This is a genomic window from Paenibacillus thalictri (assembly GCF_004307995.1).
GTDB lineage: Bacteria > Bacillota > Bacilli > Paenibacillales > NBRC-103111 > Paenibacillus_AF > Paenibacillus_AF thalictri.
The window spans coordinates 308,259-324,656 of record NZ_SIRE01000005.1 but is presented as its reverse complement, the minus strand read 5'-3'; the positions used below and the strand labels follow the sequence as shown (position 1 = coordinate 324,656).

Genomic DNA, 16,398 nt, shown 5'->3' with positions numbered 1-16,398 from the left:
TGGGATACCGATGGCGCAGCTGTTTGCACCACTTACGATCCGCAATGTTACGTTACATAACCGTATTGTCATGTCTCCGATGTGCATGTATTCTTGTCCGGATAAAGACGGAACTGTGAACGATTGGCATAAAACGCATTATACGACAAGAGCTGTAGGACAAGTCGGACTGATTATCGTTGAAGCAAGCGCCGTGACCCCGCAAGGCAGAATTTCCGAGCAGGACCTCGGGATATGGAGCGATGAGCATATTCCCGGACTGACCGAGCTGGTCCGGCTTGTACACGGGCAAGGCGCCAAAATAGGCATTCAAATCGCCCATGCCGGGCGAAAATCGACAGTTAGCGGTCCGATCGTCGCCCCTTCGGCGATTGCATTCGACTCCAAATATAAGCTGCCCGAAGAAATGACGCTTGAGCAAATCCATGAAACGATCGGCGCTTTTATCGCCGCAGCCAAACGCGCGGCCGCAGCCGGCTTCGACGTGATCGAAATTCACGCGGCGCATGGCTACTTGATTAACCAATTTCTTTCGCCGCTTGCCAACAAACGGACGGACGAATACGGCGGCGACGCGGAGCGCAGGTACCGTTTTCTGAAAGAGGTACTGGACGGTGTGCGGGCCGTTTGGGAGGGGCCGTTATTTGTAAGGGTTTCGGCTAACGAATACCATCCGGAAGGCAACGATATAAGGCAATATGTGCAATATGCCGAATACATGAAACAGCAAGGTGCCGACCTGATCGATTGCAGCTCGGGCAGTGTCGTCCCCTACCCGATCAACATCTATCCGGGATATCAAATTCCGCTGTCGGAAGCAATCCGCAGCGGCGCAGGTTTGCTGACCGGCGCAGTAGGGCTGATAACCGAACCGGCGCATGCAGAAGAAGTCATCGCCGGCGGCCGGGCCGATCTCGTCTTCCTGGCCAGAGAGCTGCTTCGCGATCCGTACTGGCCGCGTCGCGCCGCCAAAGAATTGAAGCACGAGCTGAAACCGCCGAAGCAATACGAGCGCGGCTGGTTATGACGATGAATGCAGATGAATCCCGCGTATTGCAGGTCGATCATATAACCGGAGGTTACAGCCAGGCGAAACCGGTGCTTCACGACGTTTCCTTTCATGTCGGCCCCGGAGAAATGGTCGGTCTGATCGGTCTGAACGGCGCTGGAAAAAGCACGACTTTGAAAACGATTCTCGGCATTTTGCGGCAGCACAAAGGAGCGATTCGGGTCAAAGGCAGTACGCTGCAGGACGACATCGAGAAGTTTCGGCTTGCCTATACGTATGTTCCGGAATCGCCCTTGCTATACGACGAGATGACGGTTGAAGAACATGTCAGAATGGCCGCTATGGCCTACGGGCTGGAGCAGTCCGTTTACGAAGCGAGGCTTAACTCGTTGGCCGAGCAATTTCAAATGGCCGATAAGCTGAACCGTCTTCCCGCCCATCTATCCAAAGGCATGCGCCAAAAAGTGATGATTTTGAGCTCTTTTCTTGTACAGCCCGATCTGTACTTGATTGACGAGCCGTTCTTGGGGCTTGATCCGCTGGGCATCCGGTCGCTCCTGGACTTAATGGTCGAACGCAAGCAAAATGGCGCCGCCATCCTGATCAGCTCGCATATATTGTCCACAATCGAGCGATATTGCGACCGGTTTGTGCTGCTTCACAACGGGCGTGTGCTCGCTTTCGGAGACGTTGCATCGCTGCAGGAAACGGCCGGTATGCCGGGAGCCTCGCTGGACGACGTTTTTTACGAGCTGACCAAAGGAAACGGCGTATGAAGCCAGTCATCTTTCAAACGGAACCTTTACGGTCGGAGCGCTCGGCACGTTTCTGGAAAGAACTTATCCCGTATTTCCGTTATGTCGCTGCCAGCGGCTCGCTTGCCTTTTCGCTTGCAGTTATGCTGGGCATATACGGGTATACCGAATTCCTCAAAACGATGCCCTCCGATTTCCCTGTTCGTCCCGTCGCCGCCGCCGTGCTGCTGATTTGCTTCGCCATAAGTCCGGTTAGAACGTACTTGAAGCAAGCGGACATCGTATTTCTACTGCCTGTCGAAAGCGGGATGACCGCCTATTTCCGCAAATCCGTCGTTGCCTCTTCCATCGTTCAGTGCCTTATCGTCTTGTTCATATGGGCGCTGCTTTGGCCGATGTACAAGCTGGGTACCGGCGTAAGCTCCGCTTTCTTCTGGATTGTGGGAATTCAATGCCTGATCTTAAAATGCTTAAACGTCTACGCCGGCTGGCGTATCAATCAACTGCGCGAGCGAGCATGGAGACGGACATACGCCTCTATCCGGGTTGTCCTCACAGCCGGGCTCGCTTATGCGGTCGTTTCGCTTCATCCGGCTTGGGCGCTGCTGCTTACAGGCATCGGATTTATCGTTTTATTGCTATGGGTACAGCGGTTCACAAGTTTTCCTTATCATTGGGAGCATTTGATCCGGCTTGAACAAAAGCACCGGGCCAAATACTTCTCGTTTATCGGAGCGTTCACCGATGTGCCGCGCGAACACGCGGAAGTATACAATAACCGTTTGGCGCGTTACATCACAGCAAACATTCCGTTTAAGCAAAATCGCGCATTTTTCCTGCTGTACGCGGCAACATGGGCCAGATCCGAGCTGTTTGGCATTGCGGTACGGTTAACGATTGTCGGGATTGTCGTCATCTCGATCACCGAAGGAGACTTATTAAAAATAGGACTTTACGTCTTGTTTGCATTTATATGCGGCGTACAGCTGTCCGCGCTGAACCAATATCACCGCTACAGCGAATGGGTGCACATCTACCCGCTCGACCCGAGGCTGCGTGTGCAATCGGCCAATCAAGTGGTCGCCATCACCCACTTGCTGGTTAACATCCTTTTGGCGTTGCCGCTGCTTGTAACGGCTGCCAATCCGCTTGCCGGTGTGCTGGCAGCGGCGCTTGTTGTGGCGGTTTCCTTGGCTGTGCCTAGATTCAGGCGGAAATAAACGCAAATGGTTCCTTTCCAGGATTCATTTTACTAGTCATCTATTATGGCTGCGGCCCCGGGAATGGAGATATTAACACCGTATCTCTATATAAAGCGAGGGGAAACCGATGCTCCCAACAACCGCAACAAGCACCGTTGCCGAAGCCATGACGGAACGGCATAGCGTAAAGAAATTTGAAAAAGGACGCCAAATTCCCGAATCCACGTTAACCGGCCTTTTGCAGCTTGCCCATACGGCGCCATCGTCGTGGAATTTGCAGCACTGGAAGTTTATCGTCATTGAGGATCAATCGGTTAAAGATAATGTATTGCCGATTGCGTTTCATCAATCGCAGGTAAGCGACTGCTCCGCTCTGATTGTCGTGTTGGCCGACCTTGAGGCAAATCTGAATGCCGAAGAAATTTATTCGGATGCGGTAAAACAAGGATTGATGAGCGAAGAGGTAAAGCAAACGCTCAAAAGCCAAGTTAACAATGCGTATGAGCGGCCAAATGTAGGTCTAATCGAGGGTTACAAAAATTCCTCGTTCGCCGCCATGCAGCTGATGTTAGCCGCTAAAGGTTACGGTCTCGACAGCTGTCCGATGGGCGGATTCGACCAGCAGAAGCTGGTTGATACGCTTCATATCCCCAGCCGTTACGCGCCTTCTTTGCTGATTGCGATCGGTTATGCCAGCGAGCCGGCTTACCGTTCGACTCGTATGGAGCTGGATAAAGTCATCGTACGTAATGCATTTTGGTAAATGGGGCGTCATGCCTCTTTATGCGAAATGTTTCCAAAACACACACAAAACGCCTGACAACGGAGCTCCGCTGTCAGGCGCTTTTATGTGTCTAGTCGGTTTGATCCGTTCTCGACAAGTATTCATCGTAACGATCGTCTACTTCGCGTACGTAATTACGCACAATCCGGGTCTCCTCAACGATCGGGTCAACGGTTGCCTGGACCCGTACTTCATATTTGTGGGCCAGCCTGCCGCTTGCCAGCCGCTGTGCGTCTACTTCGCCGCTTTCGCCGTTCATCAGCTCTTGCGCCAGTTGCTGCTCCAGCTGTTCATTTCGTTCCAAACGCAATTCCCCCTCTTTCAACAGGAAGTATGGGTTAGGGTTCCCCGCTTCAGAAATTGTCATCCGTTATTTAGCGATCCATTATTTTGCGTCCAAAGGATAAAATATGACGTCCACCGGGAAAGCTGAACCCGCCGCGGGTGTAAATTCAAGATCCAGCGATTTTTCCGTTCCCGTCGTCCGTGCAATAATCGTGTAACCTTGATAATCCATCATTACTCCGGATGCAGGGACCTGCACGATTTTGCCGTTCACTTTAAACGGACTTTTAAACACGCCGCCGCGCGGCAGCAGCAGGACGGACATTTTACGCGGCTCCGGGATATGAATTTTATAGACGACGCCGTAGTTGCCCAAATTAAGCGATTCCTTCTTGGTATAGAAGTCCGCGCCGGTCACAAACAGATCGCTGGTCCCGTCTCCGATGGTCAAGCTGGACGGCTTGTCGAAACCTCTGGCATCGACAGTCCACTGCACCTCCGACCAATCGAACGTGCCGCGCACATTGCCGGTGTACTCCAGCTGGCTAAGATTGCCGACACTCGACAAATCCGCGCCTGCATCCATCGCAACAAACGAGAAGTACACTTCGCCGTCGGTTTCCACGTCATAGATCACATTCATGCCTTGCCCCGGGTAGAAGTCCGGCATCTTCTTGTAGAACACCGTTTGACCCGGTCCCACCGCAAGAGACTCCGGTTTCCTTTCCCCCTGCAGAAACTCCAAGGAAGCTTCGTTGCCGATCAGATTCGCATAAATCGAAGGATATACTTCCCCTTGGTTTGTCGTTTTGACAACCACGGTTTTCTCCGGGTCGGGATTGCGGACGATAATTGCAAACTGCACCTTCTCATTCATGCCGTTCACGTGGTCGGCGTACAGTCTGGCTTTGCCGTTGACGCTTTCCTGATAAAGAAAACCTTTCTTGTAGAACGTCTCCGGGCTGTCGCTGACGATCAGCGGCCGGTCCGCTGGATGCTTGACCACATTAGGCAGCTGCGGAATGTCGCGCAAATATTTACGCAGCGTCGCTTCCTCATCTTTGACAAAAGTGCCGACAGGTTCGTTGTAGACCTTGTAATCAAACGGGGACAAATAAATCTCGTTGGTGATCGTAACCACCTTCTTATATGTTTCGCTTTCGTTGCCCTTGCTGTCGGTTACGGTCAAGCTGATTGCATAAGCTCCCGGCTCGAAAAACGCATCCAATCTGTTGCTCCATTCACGGCTGATCGGGTCCATGTCGGGATCGTAGCTGACATCGGTATAACGCACCGGCTCTCCGATCCGGTATGTATCTTTGTTCGTATCGAACAATGCAACCGGACGCGCATTCGGCAGCGTATCATTGTAGAAGCCGCTCTGGCCGCTGCCCGCTTTCACATAAAGCAGCTCGTACCGTTTCATCTCGGCGTTGTAGGTGGCTTTATACCCGATGTAGGCGGACAGCCAGTCCAATCGCACCAGCAGTCGACCGTCCCGAATCACTCCAGCACCGCTGAATGGTTCGGATTTGCCGTTGATGGAAACCGTGCCGCCGGCCGAGTCGAATTCTACAAACGCCTTAGGCGTAATCATCTGAACCGTATTTGTCGACTCATTCCATTTCACCGGGAAACCAAGCGCCTCACCCAGCCACTTGGCTGGTACGTAAGCCGTTTTATCCGCCGCTTCGACCGGTATGTCCAGCGTCGATCGGCTGCCGTTGACAAATGCTTGAGTCTGGCCCGGATAAAATAACATGTACACCGTTTCTTTAGAAGCTTGCGGTGCTGAAGTTGCATTTGTATTGTTTTCTGGAGCCATCGTTGCGGCCGTTATCTGCTTATCAGCCGTACTTGTCAGCGGAGCCGCAGATGCATTTTCTGCGGACGGCGCGGCAAACGCCGGTTCCACAACCGCCGTCAATCCGGCGGTGCCAATCAGACATGCGGCTAAAGCCGTTTTACATAACTTCACTGCTTTTTTCATGCCATTTGTTCCCCTCATCTTTCACCATGCTGCTCTCCCGTTTCTCCTCATAAGGGACTTTCCAGCTGCATTCATTTAGCGACTAACTATCACTATGAAAATGTCATACCTCTTTGGCGGAAGGATTTTTTAATCCCTTCTCCAGCATGACGATCATTTTATGTTTCCGGTTAAGACGCGTTTCCGCTTTCTTGGCGCCGGTAATCCACATGACATATTCTTTCTTATGGGTATAAGACAGCTTCTCAAACATTTCGGACGCTGCCGGATGTTGGTTCAACAGCTCCCGCACATCTTCAGGCACTTCAATAATCCGCTCTTTCGGAGCGGGCCGCTGGGAACCATCCGTTGCCGCGGTTTTCTCGCGACGCTTGTTCTTCACTTGATCGGCGGAGCGGAAGCGCATCGCCGACCAGACAGCATCCACCGAAACCATCGCTACGCCTTCCAAACCGTAAGAAACAACCAGTCTATACAAAAGGTCGCGGTCCAGGTTTGTTTTTACCTTTGATCCGCCCTTCGGATAACAAATCCAGAGCATCCCGTCTTCTTTGACCGCTTGGATGACGGAAGACAAACCGGTCTCCACGTCTTCGCTGTCGACAACAAACCACTGAATGTAATCGCAGCTGCGCTTCATATCGGCCAGACGCGGTTGATGCTCGGGAAAGATCAGCACATTCGCAGCGCTTCCAGGCAGATCCATCTGCTCCATATAGCCTTTCGGCGGATTAATCACGACGTTAATCCCGTCCGCGCGCAAGCGCAGCTTCTTAACCAAATCTTCGTTCATCAGCTCGCTCCTTCCGTTTAGGATTCGCCGCTAGCGCTGACCGGTTTATTCCGTCTTTTCCTCCAATGGATAAAGCACAAAATCAACAGGCAGCTGCGTGCCGTCGGACGGCATCCACTCCAAGTCGATCCATGGCTCGGTGCCATTCGTGCGCAAAAGCAAATCCGCACCGTCCATCGTAGTGAGCCCGCCCTTTTCCGGGACCATCACAACGGTATCGTTTATTTTAATCGGCCCGTGGAAATAGCCGCCCCGCGGATACATCAATAAAGCGGCTTTACGCGGGCGAATAATGCGCACCGAATAAGACTCTCCGAGTACCGCAGGTTTTGCCGTCAACTGGCCCGATTGCACGCCAACCGGCTGCTCACCGAAAGTCAGTCTTCCGGCTTCCTTTCTTCCCGTAGCGTCCGCTTCCCAAGAAAGTCCGGAAGACAGCGCCGGCAACGATTTCATGCCGCTAGCGGTGGCTGTATACTTGCTCAAGTCTTTCTCCGATTCGCCGGGAGCCATCACAATAAAATAAACGGTGACATCATCGTCCGTTTGTATATCGTAATGGGCGGTAATACCTTGTCCCGGACGCATCTCGGAAGTCACCTTGTACAATTTCGGCTGCTCGGCGGTCACTTCCAGCTTGGAGCCATCGCTATGATTCAGCATGAATTGCGCTGCAGCCCGGCTGTCGATATCCTGCGTATAAATCGTCGGCGCCGTCTCGCCCTTGCGTGTCGTGACGATTGTCGCCGGCGTGTCGCCGCCCGTTTTGCGCATCACGACAGCGAGCTGCGCTGATTCGGATAAATTGTTGATGAAACGGACCGAAATTCTCGCTTTGCCGTTGATGGATGCCGATGAGATGATGCCTTTGTGCTGAGCCGCCGATAAATCGGCACTGATCAGCTTTCGCCCGGGATTGCCGATCATACCGCTGCCGCTTGCGTCTTTAGTCGCAGAAGGAAGCTGGGGCAGACGCAGCAGATCGGCATCGTTTTGACCCCAATCCGGCTTCAGCAGGGTGCCGATCGGGTCGTAACGCAACCCGTAATCAAACCGGTTCCAGTACATCTCGTTTTTTACTTGAATCAACCGCGAATATTCGTCGCTGACATTGCCCTTCGGGTCTTTTACCTTCAGCGACACCTTGTATTCGCCCGGCTTGAAAAATACGTCCTGCTTGCCGGTCCACTCGTAACCCGGCAGCCCTTCGGCATCCGGGTCATAACTTAAATCGATATAATCGACAGGTTCTCCCATCCGGTAACTTTCTTTGCCCAGCATAAATTTAGCGACCGGCTTGGAATTAGGCATATCGTCTTGGCCGTATCCGGTTTCGTTGTACCCGGTAGACGGTGACGGCACATACACGACATCGGTTCTTTGCTCCGCGGCGTTATACGAGGTCGTGAACCCGGCGTAAGCGGCAAGCCAGCTCACCTTCACCATCAGACGGTCGCCGCTCAGCTTTACCTTCTGGCCGAAATCCGCAGCTTGTCCGTTCACCGTGACCTGCTGTGCCGCCAAATCAAACTCAATGTACGCCTTAGGCGTAATCATCTGCGCTTTTTTCGTCTTTTCGTTCCACACTACGGGCTGGCCAAGCCGCTCGCCCAGCCAATGAAGGGGCACAAAAGTATTTTCTCCCGTCCCCTCCACCGGCACGTCAATGGGCTGCTTCACACCGTTTACATTAGCGTTCTCCAGATTGGGGAACAGCTGAATATACGTTGAAGTTACCGATACGGCAGCCGCCGGCTGTACGGAGACGGTCGCCATCCATACGCCCATAATCGCCGCGGCTGCGGTTTTACTGCTCCATTTCATGCTGCATACTCCTTCGTATGTATTCGTTCTTATCGTGCTGTCAAATATACGCGCATAATGCGCTCGGCGGCATCGGCGAGCAATCTGTGGGCCGACGACATTGCGTCTTCCAGCGCCATCGGCTTGTCCACCATGGAGAAAACGCTGGCTACGCCGCTTTTATACAAAACCTCAATGCCTTGTCCGACTGCACCGGCGATCAGGAAGCAAGGCACTCCTTGCTTCTGGGCCGTTATGGCGACGCCATACGGTGTTTTTCCGCGCTCGGTCTGGAAGTCGCATTGCCCTTCGCCTGAGAAAACAAGCGTTGCTCCGGTCAAATGCTTCTCCAAGTTCGACGCCGCAATCACGATGTCGACGCCGCGGCGCAGCTCGGCGTTCAAGAAAGCGACCACGCCGGCGCCCAGACCACCGGCCGCGCCCGCGCCCGCAAGCTCGGCGACGTCAGCGCCAAGATCGCGGCGCAGCGCTGCGGCGTAATGGCCGAGGGCCGCATCGAGCTCAGCCACCATCGCCGGCGTCGCCCCTTTTTGCGGGCCAAACACCGCGCTGGCTCCGGCAGGCCCAAGCAGCGGGTTGTCGACGTCGCAGGCGACCGTAAAGGCGCATTCTGCGATGCGCGGGTCCAGCCCGCTTGCATCGATGCGCTCGAGCCGGCTTAACGCGCCGCCACCCGGCGTAAGCTCTGCGCCTTCGGCGTCAAGCAGCCGTACGCCAAGAGCCTGCGCCATGCCGGCTCCGCCGTCATTTGTAGCGCTGCCCCCAAGGCCCATAATAAATTTGCGGCAGCCTTGATCAAGCGCCGCACGAATCAGTTCCCCCGTTCCATACGTAGTAGTAGCGAGAGGGTTTCGGTTTTCCGCTGCAATTAAGTACAATCCCGACGCTTCGGCCATCTCGATCACGGCAGTTTCTCCATCGCCCAATATGCCGTATGAAGCTTTCACTTTATCGCCGAGCGGTCCGGTAACTTCGACGGTCAGCAATTTGCCGCCGGTAGCGTCGATCAGGCTTTGCACGGTGCCTTCACCGCCGTCAGCCATCGGCACTTTCGCGATTTCGGCGTGCGGCGCGGCGCGGAGAATGCCCTCTTCCATCGCGTCACATGCTTGTTTAGCCGTGAGGCTGCCCTTATATGAGTCTGGAGCCAGTACAATTTTCATATGAGAATTCTCCTCTTAATATAGTAAACTATGTTTTTATGTAACCCTTTTTATGATAGCACAAGCGGCAATTTGAGTGAACGGAAAAAAGCGGCCCGCATCAAACCATGCCGCCGCTTTTTTCGTATTACGTAATGCCAAACCAATTACTGAGGATTTGTTTGTTTGGGAACTTCGTTTAAACTGGCGGGACGTTTTGCTGCCTTCTCGGCGTGCATCGCCGCCTCATCTTCGGTAAACTTATTTTCCTTAAAGTTCGGATTGTTGCTCCGGTTTGCTTTTCCGCTGCCCAAATGTTCTCACCTCCGACCGTCTTTAGTATTTTGGTGGACGCACGATTTTATTCCGCGGTATAGTTAAGTGAAATGAAGACGATTGCAATTGTAAACGAGGTGTTTATTATCCAACCCGAACGTTATCACCGCAAGCCAAGAAAGTTGTTCCCGCTGACAGCCGCGATTGGCGCCGCAGCAGCGATGTTCGCATGTTATTTATGGCTGGGCGGGATGAGCGCCCCGCAACCGCTCGTTATGGAAGCCACCGCCCCAAAGCAGGATGAACGCCCCTCTGTACTGGCATGGTGGGAACAGCAGCTTACTCTCGCATTAGAGATGAACCGCAAGGATATCGCGGCAGACTACACATACCGGAAAGCCGCTTATGACAAAAGCGTCGGCAACAATGACGAAGCCTCGCAGCTGTACGCGCAGAGCGAATCGCTTTGGAGAGAGAGCGGCTCAGAGGCTGAGCCGCCTTGGCAAGCGGATGCGCCGATCGCCGGCGGTTCCGCCGAGATTGAGCTGTATGCCAGCGGCATCACCCCTCTCGCAAGCCGTCCGCCGGCGAAATTCGAGCCATCATCCGGCGTCTATTTGGGCATACTGGGCGCGGACCGCCGCGTGGCTTTCGACTTCTCCAAGGTGGAGTCCGTTTACGGACGCAAACATGCGATGTATCTTGCTTATGTCGGCTGGCGCAAATACCAGACTGACACCGACTCCTATTTCCCCATCCGCAATGCGCAGCGGGCTAAGGAGCTAGGCGCATCCCTGCAGATCGGCTGGGAGCCGAGATACGGGCTCGAAGACGTGCAGGATGACGAATACGTGCGCCGTTTTGCGCGCGAAGCCAAAGCTTCCGGCATCCCCGTGTTCCTCCGTTATGCTTCGGAAATGAACGGCGCCTGGGTGCCGTGGCACGGCGATCCCCAACAATATGTGGAGAAATTTCGCCTCATCCATGACATCATGAAGGAAGAAGCGCCTAATGTGGCGATGGTATGGTCCCCTAACTTTTTGCCGGCCGATTCGCTTGACGATTATTACCCCGGCGACGAATATGTCGATTGGGTCGGTTTCTCGTTGTATGCTACGCCTTATGCGATGGAGAAACTGGATTTGACGACCAATCAGATCGATTATTTTCGTCCGCTTTACGATAAATATGCCCATAAACCGATCATGATTTCGGAAGGGGCCGTCTCGCATTATCATTTGAAAACAGGAACGGATTTTGCCAAGTGGGGCGAAGGACAGATCGGCAATATGTACGGCTTTTTGCCAAGAATGTTCCCGCAGATCAAAGCGATCACTTACTTCAACTTCAGCAAACAAAGAGCGGCTCAAACCGGGATGGAGCATGTATACGACTTGGGAGAAAATCCGCTGATGGACCATTTGTACCAGAGGCTCATCCAAAGCGATTATTACCTGGGGACTATGGATGAAGGCAATCGGCGCCCCAGTTCCGCTGAAGACAGCACTTATTCGAAGATCGGCGAACTGCCCGCAGGACTTCCAGGCAAACGCAAGCTGTTTGCTTATATCAAACTTCAGGACGGCAGGCAACCGGTCTTTGTCACCTATACACAAAACGACAAAATGGTCGCTTCGAGCTACGAAATACCGTGGGAAATCGACATTGATCTTTCCGGGCTCGACCCGAAAATCCCGCTTAAAATAACGGCCTACAGCGGAAAAATGGAGAAAATGGCCGAATCCGACATCCCCTTCCAAAGCACTATGACCCGGCAATAATTGTCACAAAATATTTACATTTGTGTCGACACGAATTTACATGCTTCACTTGAATTATATATTATAATGGCTCGGTGCCCCCTGAAAGATGACAACTGATAGGAGTATATGTCATGGATGAAGACGAGCTGACGAAACAAATCGAACAAATGAAAAGCAAGCTGTACAAACTGGTCGAATCCGAGGGTAGTTTCGTCGCTCCTGAAGTTGTGGAACTCAGCCAAATGATCGATCGCTTAATTATTCAAATTCAACGTTTGCGACACGCCAAAACTACAAATTGAGCCGCCTCCGGAGGACGGCTCTTTTTCATTCCGGCTTTTAAAAAAATCGCACATTTTTTATTTGCCCTCTTGAAATAGTTAACATGATATGTTATATTAAAACCAAGGTAAATCAAGGTTTTTCTTAAACCAGCCGTCTCCAATCGAACTCTCAAATTAAGCTGCCTTGCCTACTTTCACATTCTTGTAAGGAGCGATGAGCATGAATTCGGAACAGCATAATCAGATAGGTAAAGAAACCATTTCCGTCGAATTGACAATTAATGAAGCGCTTGCATTGACGGGAGTCCGTTTCAATCAGAACCATCAGTTGGAAGTCGACGCATTGCAGAAGATTAAACGTATGTTGGAGCATAAGCTGCTCCCCGAACAAGCCCACTTGCAATAACCTGGTTATTCGGACCTCCGCGCCGACTTTCGGCTGCGGAGGTCTTTTTGTATAATGATATTCATATCGTGTTTCCCTGTTTACACTTTGCTGAACCAAAAGGAGTCTGTTCATAATGAAGCAGCGCGTTTTAGAAACGATCGACCGGCTCGCCCCCGGCGTGAAGACGTTATCGCGGTTTATCGGCGAGCATCCCGAGCTCGGACATGAAGAATTTCTGGCCTCCGCCCGGTTAACGGAAATGCTTAGAGAACACGGGTTTTCCGTCGACATGCCGGTGCTCGGACTACAAACGGCGTTTATCGCAACTTACGCTTCCGCCAAACCGGGGCCCATCATTGCTTTCTTATGCGAATACGACGCCTTGCCCGAGCTTGGCCATGCCTGCGGACATCATCTGATTGCCGCCATGGGGCTGGCCGCCGCAATCGGCCTAAAAAGCGTCCTGGACGATATTGGCGGTACGATCCGCGTCTACGGTACTCCCGCCGAAGAAACAAAAGGCGCTAAAGTGACGATGGCTGACGCGGGATTGTTTGACGATGTTGATGCAGCGTTAATGGCCCATCCTTATTATCAGTTCGAAAGATCCGGACAATCGCTTGCCATGGATGCGCTGCAATTTGAATTTTTCGGAAAAGCCGCCCACGCGGCGGCCAGCCCGCACGAAGGCGTCAATGCGCTCGACGCGGTGCTGATGTTGTTTGGCGCCGTCAATGCGCTGCGCCAGCAAACGGAAAGCCACGCCCGGATCCACGGGATCGTATCCGAAGGCGGCAAAGCGCCGAACATCATACCAGATTATGCAGCCGCGCAATTTTACGTCAGATCGGCCCATCGCCCCTATACCGACGAACTTGCCGCCAAACTGCGCCGCTGTGCGGAAGGAGCGGCGCTGCAGACCGGCTGCACGGTGAAAGTATCCAATTATGAGTTTTCGTATGACGAGCTGATCACAAACGAAACGTTATCCGCGGCGTTCAACCGCAATCTGGAACTGCTTGGAATTCAGCTTAACGAAATCGCACACGGCAACGACCACGGTTCATTGGATTTGGGCAATGTGTCGCGGCGCTGCCCCGCTATCCATCCGTTCGTCAAAGTCGTCGACGAAAAACATTTGCTGCACACGCCGGAATTCCGCGATCTCGCGATGACGGAACGCGCTATGGACGGCATGATTGTCGGCGCCAAAACACTCGCCGCAACGGCCTGCGACGTGATTGCTAATCCCGAATTATTGGAATCGATCAAAGCCGAGTTCGCTATGGCATTACGGAATTAGCGTATGGACGCAGATTGCGGTATAATTGCTTTTTCTCGAACCCTACCCGCATCTTCGTGTATACATCTTAGTTGGAGGTTGCCAAATTGAAATACCAGCCGGGCACTTGGACCCTTTCTATCGCTTATGCGGTAGGTATTATCGCTATATCTTTCTCGGCCATTTTCGTCAAGTGGTCTGACGCGCCCGTATCGGTCATCGGCATGTATCGTCTGTTGCTGACCGCGGCTATCATGCTGCCGTTTGCCGGCAAATATATGCCCCAGATTCGTTTGATTACGAAAAAAGAGTGGCTGATGCTGTTTGCTTCCGGCGCTGCGCTTGGCATGCATTTTCTGTTCTGGATGGGCTCGTTGCGTTACACCTCGGTGGCCAGCTCGACCGTGCTGCTCTCGATAGAACCTGTGCTGGTGATGCTGGGCGCTTATATCGTCTACAAGCATAAATCGACGCTCAAAGCAGCGATCGGCATGGCACTTGCCGTTTTTGGCGCGATGATGACTTCTTGGGGCGATATGGGGCTGTCGCTGCAGGCGCTCCAGGGAGATCTGCTTTCCTTGCTTGGCGCGGCCGCCGTGGCCGTACATATGATTATCGGGCAAAAGCTGCGCCAGTCTATCTCGTCGTTTGTATACAGCATCTCCGTATTCATCGCGGCTGCGGCCGTGTTTGCCGTCTACAACGCCGTTTGCGGCATTTCCTTTTACCCTTATTCCGCTCGGGAATGGGGCATATTTATGCTGCTTGCGATTGTGCCTACCGTGTTTGGGCATGTCCTGTTTAATTGGCTGCTGCAGTATGTCAAAGCCGCCTCCGTGTCGATGTCCGTGCTGGGCGAACCGATCGGCGCCGCACTGCTGGCTTATTGGCTGCTTGGCGAAACGGTCCAGCCGTTTCAGATCGTTTCGGGCATCGTCCTGATTGCCGGCGTATGGCTGTTTATCCGCTCGGGAAGCCACCGCGTGGAAATTCCCGACCCTGCCGCGCAATCGCTGTCCCCTTCGGTCAAATAAGTAAATAACCGCTCCGCTTGGGAACGGGGTTGACGGCAGCAACCATGCTTTTTCTGCTCTGCGCCCTATTCCGGCGTAAAAAAACAGCTCATCCGACCGCGTGATCGAATGAGCTGTTTTTTTATATTACATCAACCTTACATGACGTTATGATTAAACTACGCCATGAGCCAGCATAGCATCGGCTACTTTAAGGAATCCGGCGATGTTGGCGCCTACTACCATGTTGCCCGGATGGCCATATTCTTCGGCCGCTTGTACGGAGTTGCGATAAATATTTTTCATAATGGCATGAAGCTTATCATCCACTTCGTGGAAGTGCCAGGAGTATCTCATGCTGTTTTGGGACATTTCCAGCGCGGAAACGGCTACGCCGCCTGCATTGGCCGCTTTGGCCGGTCCGAACAGGACGCCTGCATTCAAGAAGATATCGATCGCATCCAATGTGGAAGGCATGTTCGCACCTTCGCCTACCGCTTTAACGCCGTTGGCAACAAGCAGTTTAGCTGAAGCTTCGTCAATTTCGTTTTGCGTTGCGCAAGGCAATGCGATATCGCAAGGAATCGACCAAATGTTATGGCAGCCTTCCGAGTAAATAGCGCCCGGATGTTCCTTCACGTATTCGCTGATCCGTTTTCTTTCCACTTCTTTTAATCTTTGTACCGTTTCGAGGTTAATTCCGTCTTTGTCGTAGATATAACCGTTGGAATCGCTGCACGCAACAACTTTTGCGCCTAATTGATGAGCTTTTTGGATCGCGTAGATCGCCACGTTGCCGGAACCGGAAACAACAACCGTGCTGCCTTCGAAGCTCAATCCTTTTCCGTTCAACATTTCGTTTACGAAGTAAACAGCGCCATAACCCGTAGCTTCCGTACGCGCCAAGCTTCCGCCGTAACCGATGCCTTTGCCTGTCAAGACGCCCGCTTCATGGCCGCCGTGCAGTCTTTTGTATTGCCCGAACATAAAGCCGATTTCTCTGCCGCCAACGCCGATATCGCCCGCTGGAACGTCAGTGTCTTGCCCGATGTATTTGGAAAGCTCAGTCATGAAGCTTTGAGTAAAGCGCATTACTTCACTGTCCGATTTTCCTTTTGGATCAAAGTCGGATCCGCCTTTGCCGCCGCCGATCGGTTGGCCGGTCAGAGAGTTTTTGAACGTCTGCTCAAAGCCGAGGAACTTGATGATGGAGGCATTAACGGATGGGTGGAATCTTAAGCCGCCCTTGTACGGTCCGATCGCGCTGTTAAATTGGACGCGGAAGCCGCGGTTTACGCGAACATTGCCTTGATCGTCGACCCATGGCACTCTGAAGGTGATCAGCCGTTCCGGTTCAACCATTCTTTCCAAGATACCGTGTTTCATATACTTTGGATGCTTGCTGATCACGGGAATCAACGATTCGAGAATTTCTTTCACCGCTTGGTGAAATTCTGTTTCATGCGGATTCCGTGCGACCACGGCTTCGTATACGGCATGAACATAGTCTTTTGCGCTTGTTGATTCACGATCCATAGTTTCTAGAATGCTCATTTGAGGTACAACCGCCTTTGCTTTAATGTGGTTTTATCATCTCAATTAAAACGA

At 52.7% G+C, this 16,398-nt stretch carries 16 protein-coding genes; 9 read left to right on the top strand and 7 right to left on the bottom strand.

The features are described from left to right. Positions 1-10: 10 nt before the first annotated feature. The 4 genes from namA to EYB31_RS08020 all read left to right on the top strand — a co-directional run bounded on the left by namA (position 11) and on the right by EYB31_RS08020 (position 3,729). Positions 11-1,027 carry an NADPH dehydrogenase NamA gene (gene namA, locus EYB31_RS08035; protein ID WP_131012910.1) on the top strand — a complete coding sequence of 339 codons (1,017 nt, stop codon included), beginning with the start codon at positions 11-13 and terminating at the stop codon, positions 1,025-1,027. A 2-nt stretch (positions 1,028-1,029) separates the two neighbouring features. Further along, entirely contained in the window at positions 1,030-1,785 is a 756-nt protein-coding gene (locus EYB31_RS08030) for an ABC transporter ATP-binding protein (RefSeq protein WP_131012909.1), read from the top strand. Continuing rightward, positions 1,782-2,984, top strand: coding sequence for an ABC transporter permease (locus tag EYB31_RS08025; protein WP_131012767.1), 1,203 nt, complete (start codon positions 1,782-1,784; stop codon positions 2,982-2,984). The genes EYB31_RS08030 and EYB31_RS08025 overlap by 4 nt, the downstream gene beginning before the upstream one ends. A gap of 109 nt (positions 2,985-3,093) precedes the next feature. Beyond that, on the top strand, positions 3,094-3,729 hold the full coding sequence (locus EYB31_RS08020; protein ID WP_131012766.1) for a nitroreductase family protein: 636 nt from the start codon (positions 3,094-3,096) through the stop codon (positions 3,727-3,729). Between the two features lie 91 nt (positions 3,730-3,820). Here EYB31_RS08020 and EYB31_RS08015 read toward each other — a convergent pair whose 3' ends face one another. From EYB31_RS08015 to EYB31_RS40105, 6 genes are all read right to left on the bottom strand, one after another. Then, entirely contained in the window at positions 3,821-4,054 is a 234-nt protein-coding gene (locus tag EYB31_RS08015) for a hypothetical protein (protein ID WP_131012765.1), read from the bottom strand. Positions 4,055-4,135: 81 nt separating this feature from the next. Continuing rightward, positions 4,136-6,025, bottom strand: a complete 1,890-nt coding sequence (locus EYB31_RS08010) for a stalk domain-containing protein (RefSeq protein WP_165452295.1) — start codon at positions 6,023-6,025, stop codon at positions 4,136-4,138. A gap of 103 nt (positions 6,026-6,128) precedes the next feature. Beyond that, positions 6,129-6,818, bottom strand: a complete 690-nt coding sequence (locus tag EYB31_RS08005) for a YdeI/OmpD-associated family protein (protein WP_131012763.1) — start codon at positions 6,816-6,818, stop codon at positions 6,129-6,131. Positions 6,819-6,863: 45 nt separating this feature from the next. Next, complete coding sequence (locus EYB31_RS08000; protein WP_131012762.1) at positions 6,864-8,642, bottom strand: stalk domain-containing protein; 1,779 nt, start codon at positions 8,640-8,642, stop codon at positions 6,864-6,866. A gap of 29 nt (positions 8,643-8,671) precedes the next feature. After that, complete coding sequence (locus tag EYB31_RS07995) at positions 8,672-9,805, bottom strand: glycerate kinase (RefSeq protein WP_131012761.1); 1,134 nt, start codon at positions 9,803-9,805, stop codon at positions 8,672-8,674. Between the two features lie 146 nt (positions 9,806-9,951). Then, positions 9,952-10,098 (bottom strand): hypothetical protein, encoded by a 147-nt coding sequence (locus EYB31_RS40105; RefSeq protein WP_165452294.1) that lies wholly within the window; start codon positions 10,096-10,098, stop codon positions 9,952-9,954. Between the two features lie 72 nt (positions 10,099-10,170). Here EYB31_RS40105 and EYB31_RS07990 point away from each other — a divergent pair, with 72 nt between their 5' ends. The 5 genes from EYB31_RS07990 (at position 10,171) to EYB31_RS07970 (ending at position 14,811) form a co-directional block, all read left to right on the top strand. Next, positions 10,171-11,841 carry a glycoside hydrolase family 26 protein gene (locus tag EYB31_RS07990; protein ID WP_240762199.1) on the top strand — a complete coding sequence of 557 codons (1,671 nt, stop codon included), beginning with the start codon at positions 10,171-10,173 and terminating at the stop codon, positions 11,839-11,841. Between the two features lie 113 nt (positions 11,842-11,954). After that, positions 11,955-12,125 (top strand): aspartyl-phosphate phosphatase Spo0E family protein, encoded by a 171-nt coding sequence (locus EYB31_RS07985; RefSeq protein ID WP_131012760.1) that lies wholly within the window; start codon positions 11,955-11,957, stop codon positions 12,123-12,125. 202 nt (positions 12,126-12,327) lie between these two features. After that, positions 12,328-12,513 (top strand): hypothetical protein, encoded by a 186-nt coding sequence (locus EYB31_RS07980; protein ID WP_131012759.1) that lies wholly within the window; start codon positions 12,328-12,330, stop codon positions 12,511-12,513. A 115-nt stretch (positions 12,514-12,628) separates the two neighbouring features. Next, the gene (locus EYB31_RS07975) at positions 12,629-13,798 is read left to right on the top strand and encodes a M20 family metallopeptidase (protein WP_131012758.1); all 1,170 of its coding nucleotides are present in this window, start codon (positions 12,629-12,631) and stop codon (positions 13,796-13,798) included. Between the two features lie 86 nt (positions 13,799-13,884). Beyond that, complete coding sequence (locus tag EYB31_RS07970; RefSeq protein WP_240762197.1) at positions 13,885-14,811, top strand: DMT family transporter; 927 nt, start codon at positions 13,885-13,887, stop codon at positions 14,809-14,811. Between the two features lie 153 nt (positions 14,812-14,964). Here the strand turns inward: EYB31_RS07970 and gdhA are convergent, their stop codons facing one another. Beyond that, the gene (gene gdhA, locus EYB31_RS07965) at positions 14,965-16,326 is read right to left on the bottom strand and encodes an NADP-specific glutamate dehydrogenase (protein WP_420819428.1); all 1,362 of its coding nucleotides are present in this window, start codon (positions 16,324-16,326) and stop codon (positions 14,965-14,967) included. Positions 16,327-16,398 lie beyond the last annotated feature (72 nt).

Coding starts and splice junctions, on each gene's coding strand:
- namA (WP_131012910.1), top strand. CDS start 11: ATGGCGCAGCTGTTTGCACCACTTACGATCCGCAATGTTACGTTACAT.
- EYB31_RS08030 (WP_131012909.1), top strand. CDS start 1,030: ATGAATGCAGATGAATCCCGCGTATTGCAGGTCGATCATATAACCGGA.
- EYB31_RS08025 (WP_131012767.1), top strand. CDS start 1,782: ATGAAGCCAGTCATCTTTCAAACGGAACCTTTACGGTCGGAGCGCTCG.
- EYB31_RS08020 (WP_131012766.1), top strand. CDS start 3,094: ATGCTCCCAACAACCGCAACAAGCACCGTTGCCGAAGCCATGACGGAA.
- EYB31_RS08010 (WP_165452295.1), bottom strand. CDS start 6,025: ATGAAAAAAGCAGTGAAGTTATGTAAAACGGCTTTAGCCGCATGTCTG.
- EYB31_RS08005 (WP_131012763.1), bottom strand. CDS start 6,818: ATGAACGAAGATTTGGTTAAGAAGCTGCGCTTGCGCGCGGACGGGATT.
- EYB31_RS08000 (WP_131012762.1), bottom strand. CDS start 8,642: ATGAAATGGAGCAGTAAAACCGCAGCCGCGGCGATTATGGGCGTATGG.
- EYB31_RS07995 (WP_131012761.1), bottom strand. CDS start 9,805: ATGAAAATTGTACTGGCTCCAGACTCATATAAGGGCAGCCTCACGGCT.
- EYB31_RS07990 (WP_240762199.1), top strand. CDS start 10,171: ATGAAGACGATTGCAATTGTAAACGAGGTGTTTATTATCCAACCCGAA.
- EYB31_RS07985 (WP_131012760.1), top strand. CDS start 11,955: ATGGATGAAGACGAGCTGACGAAACAAATCGAACAAATGAAAAGCAAG.
- EYB31_RS07980 (WP_131012759.1), top strand. CDS start 12,328: ATGAATTCGGAACAGCATAATCAGATAGGTAAAGAAACCATTTCCGTC.
- EYB31_RS07975 (WP_131012758.1), top strand. CDS start 12,629: ATGAAGCAGCGCGTTTTAGAAACGATCGACCGGCTCGCCCCCGGCGTG.
- gdhA (WP_420819428.1), bottom strand. CDS start 16,326: ATGGATCGTGAATCAACAAGCGCAAAAGACTATGTTCATGCCGTATAC.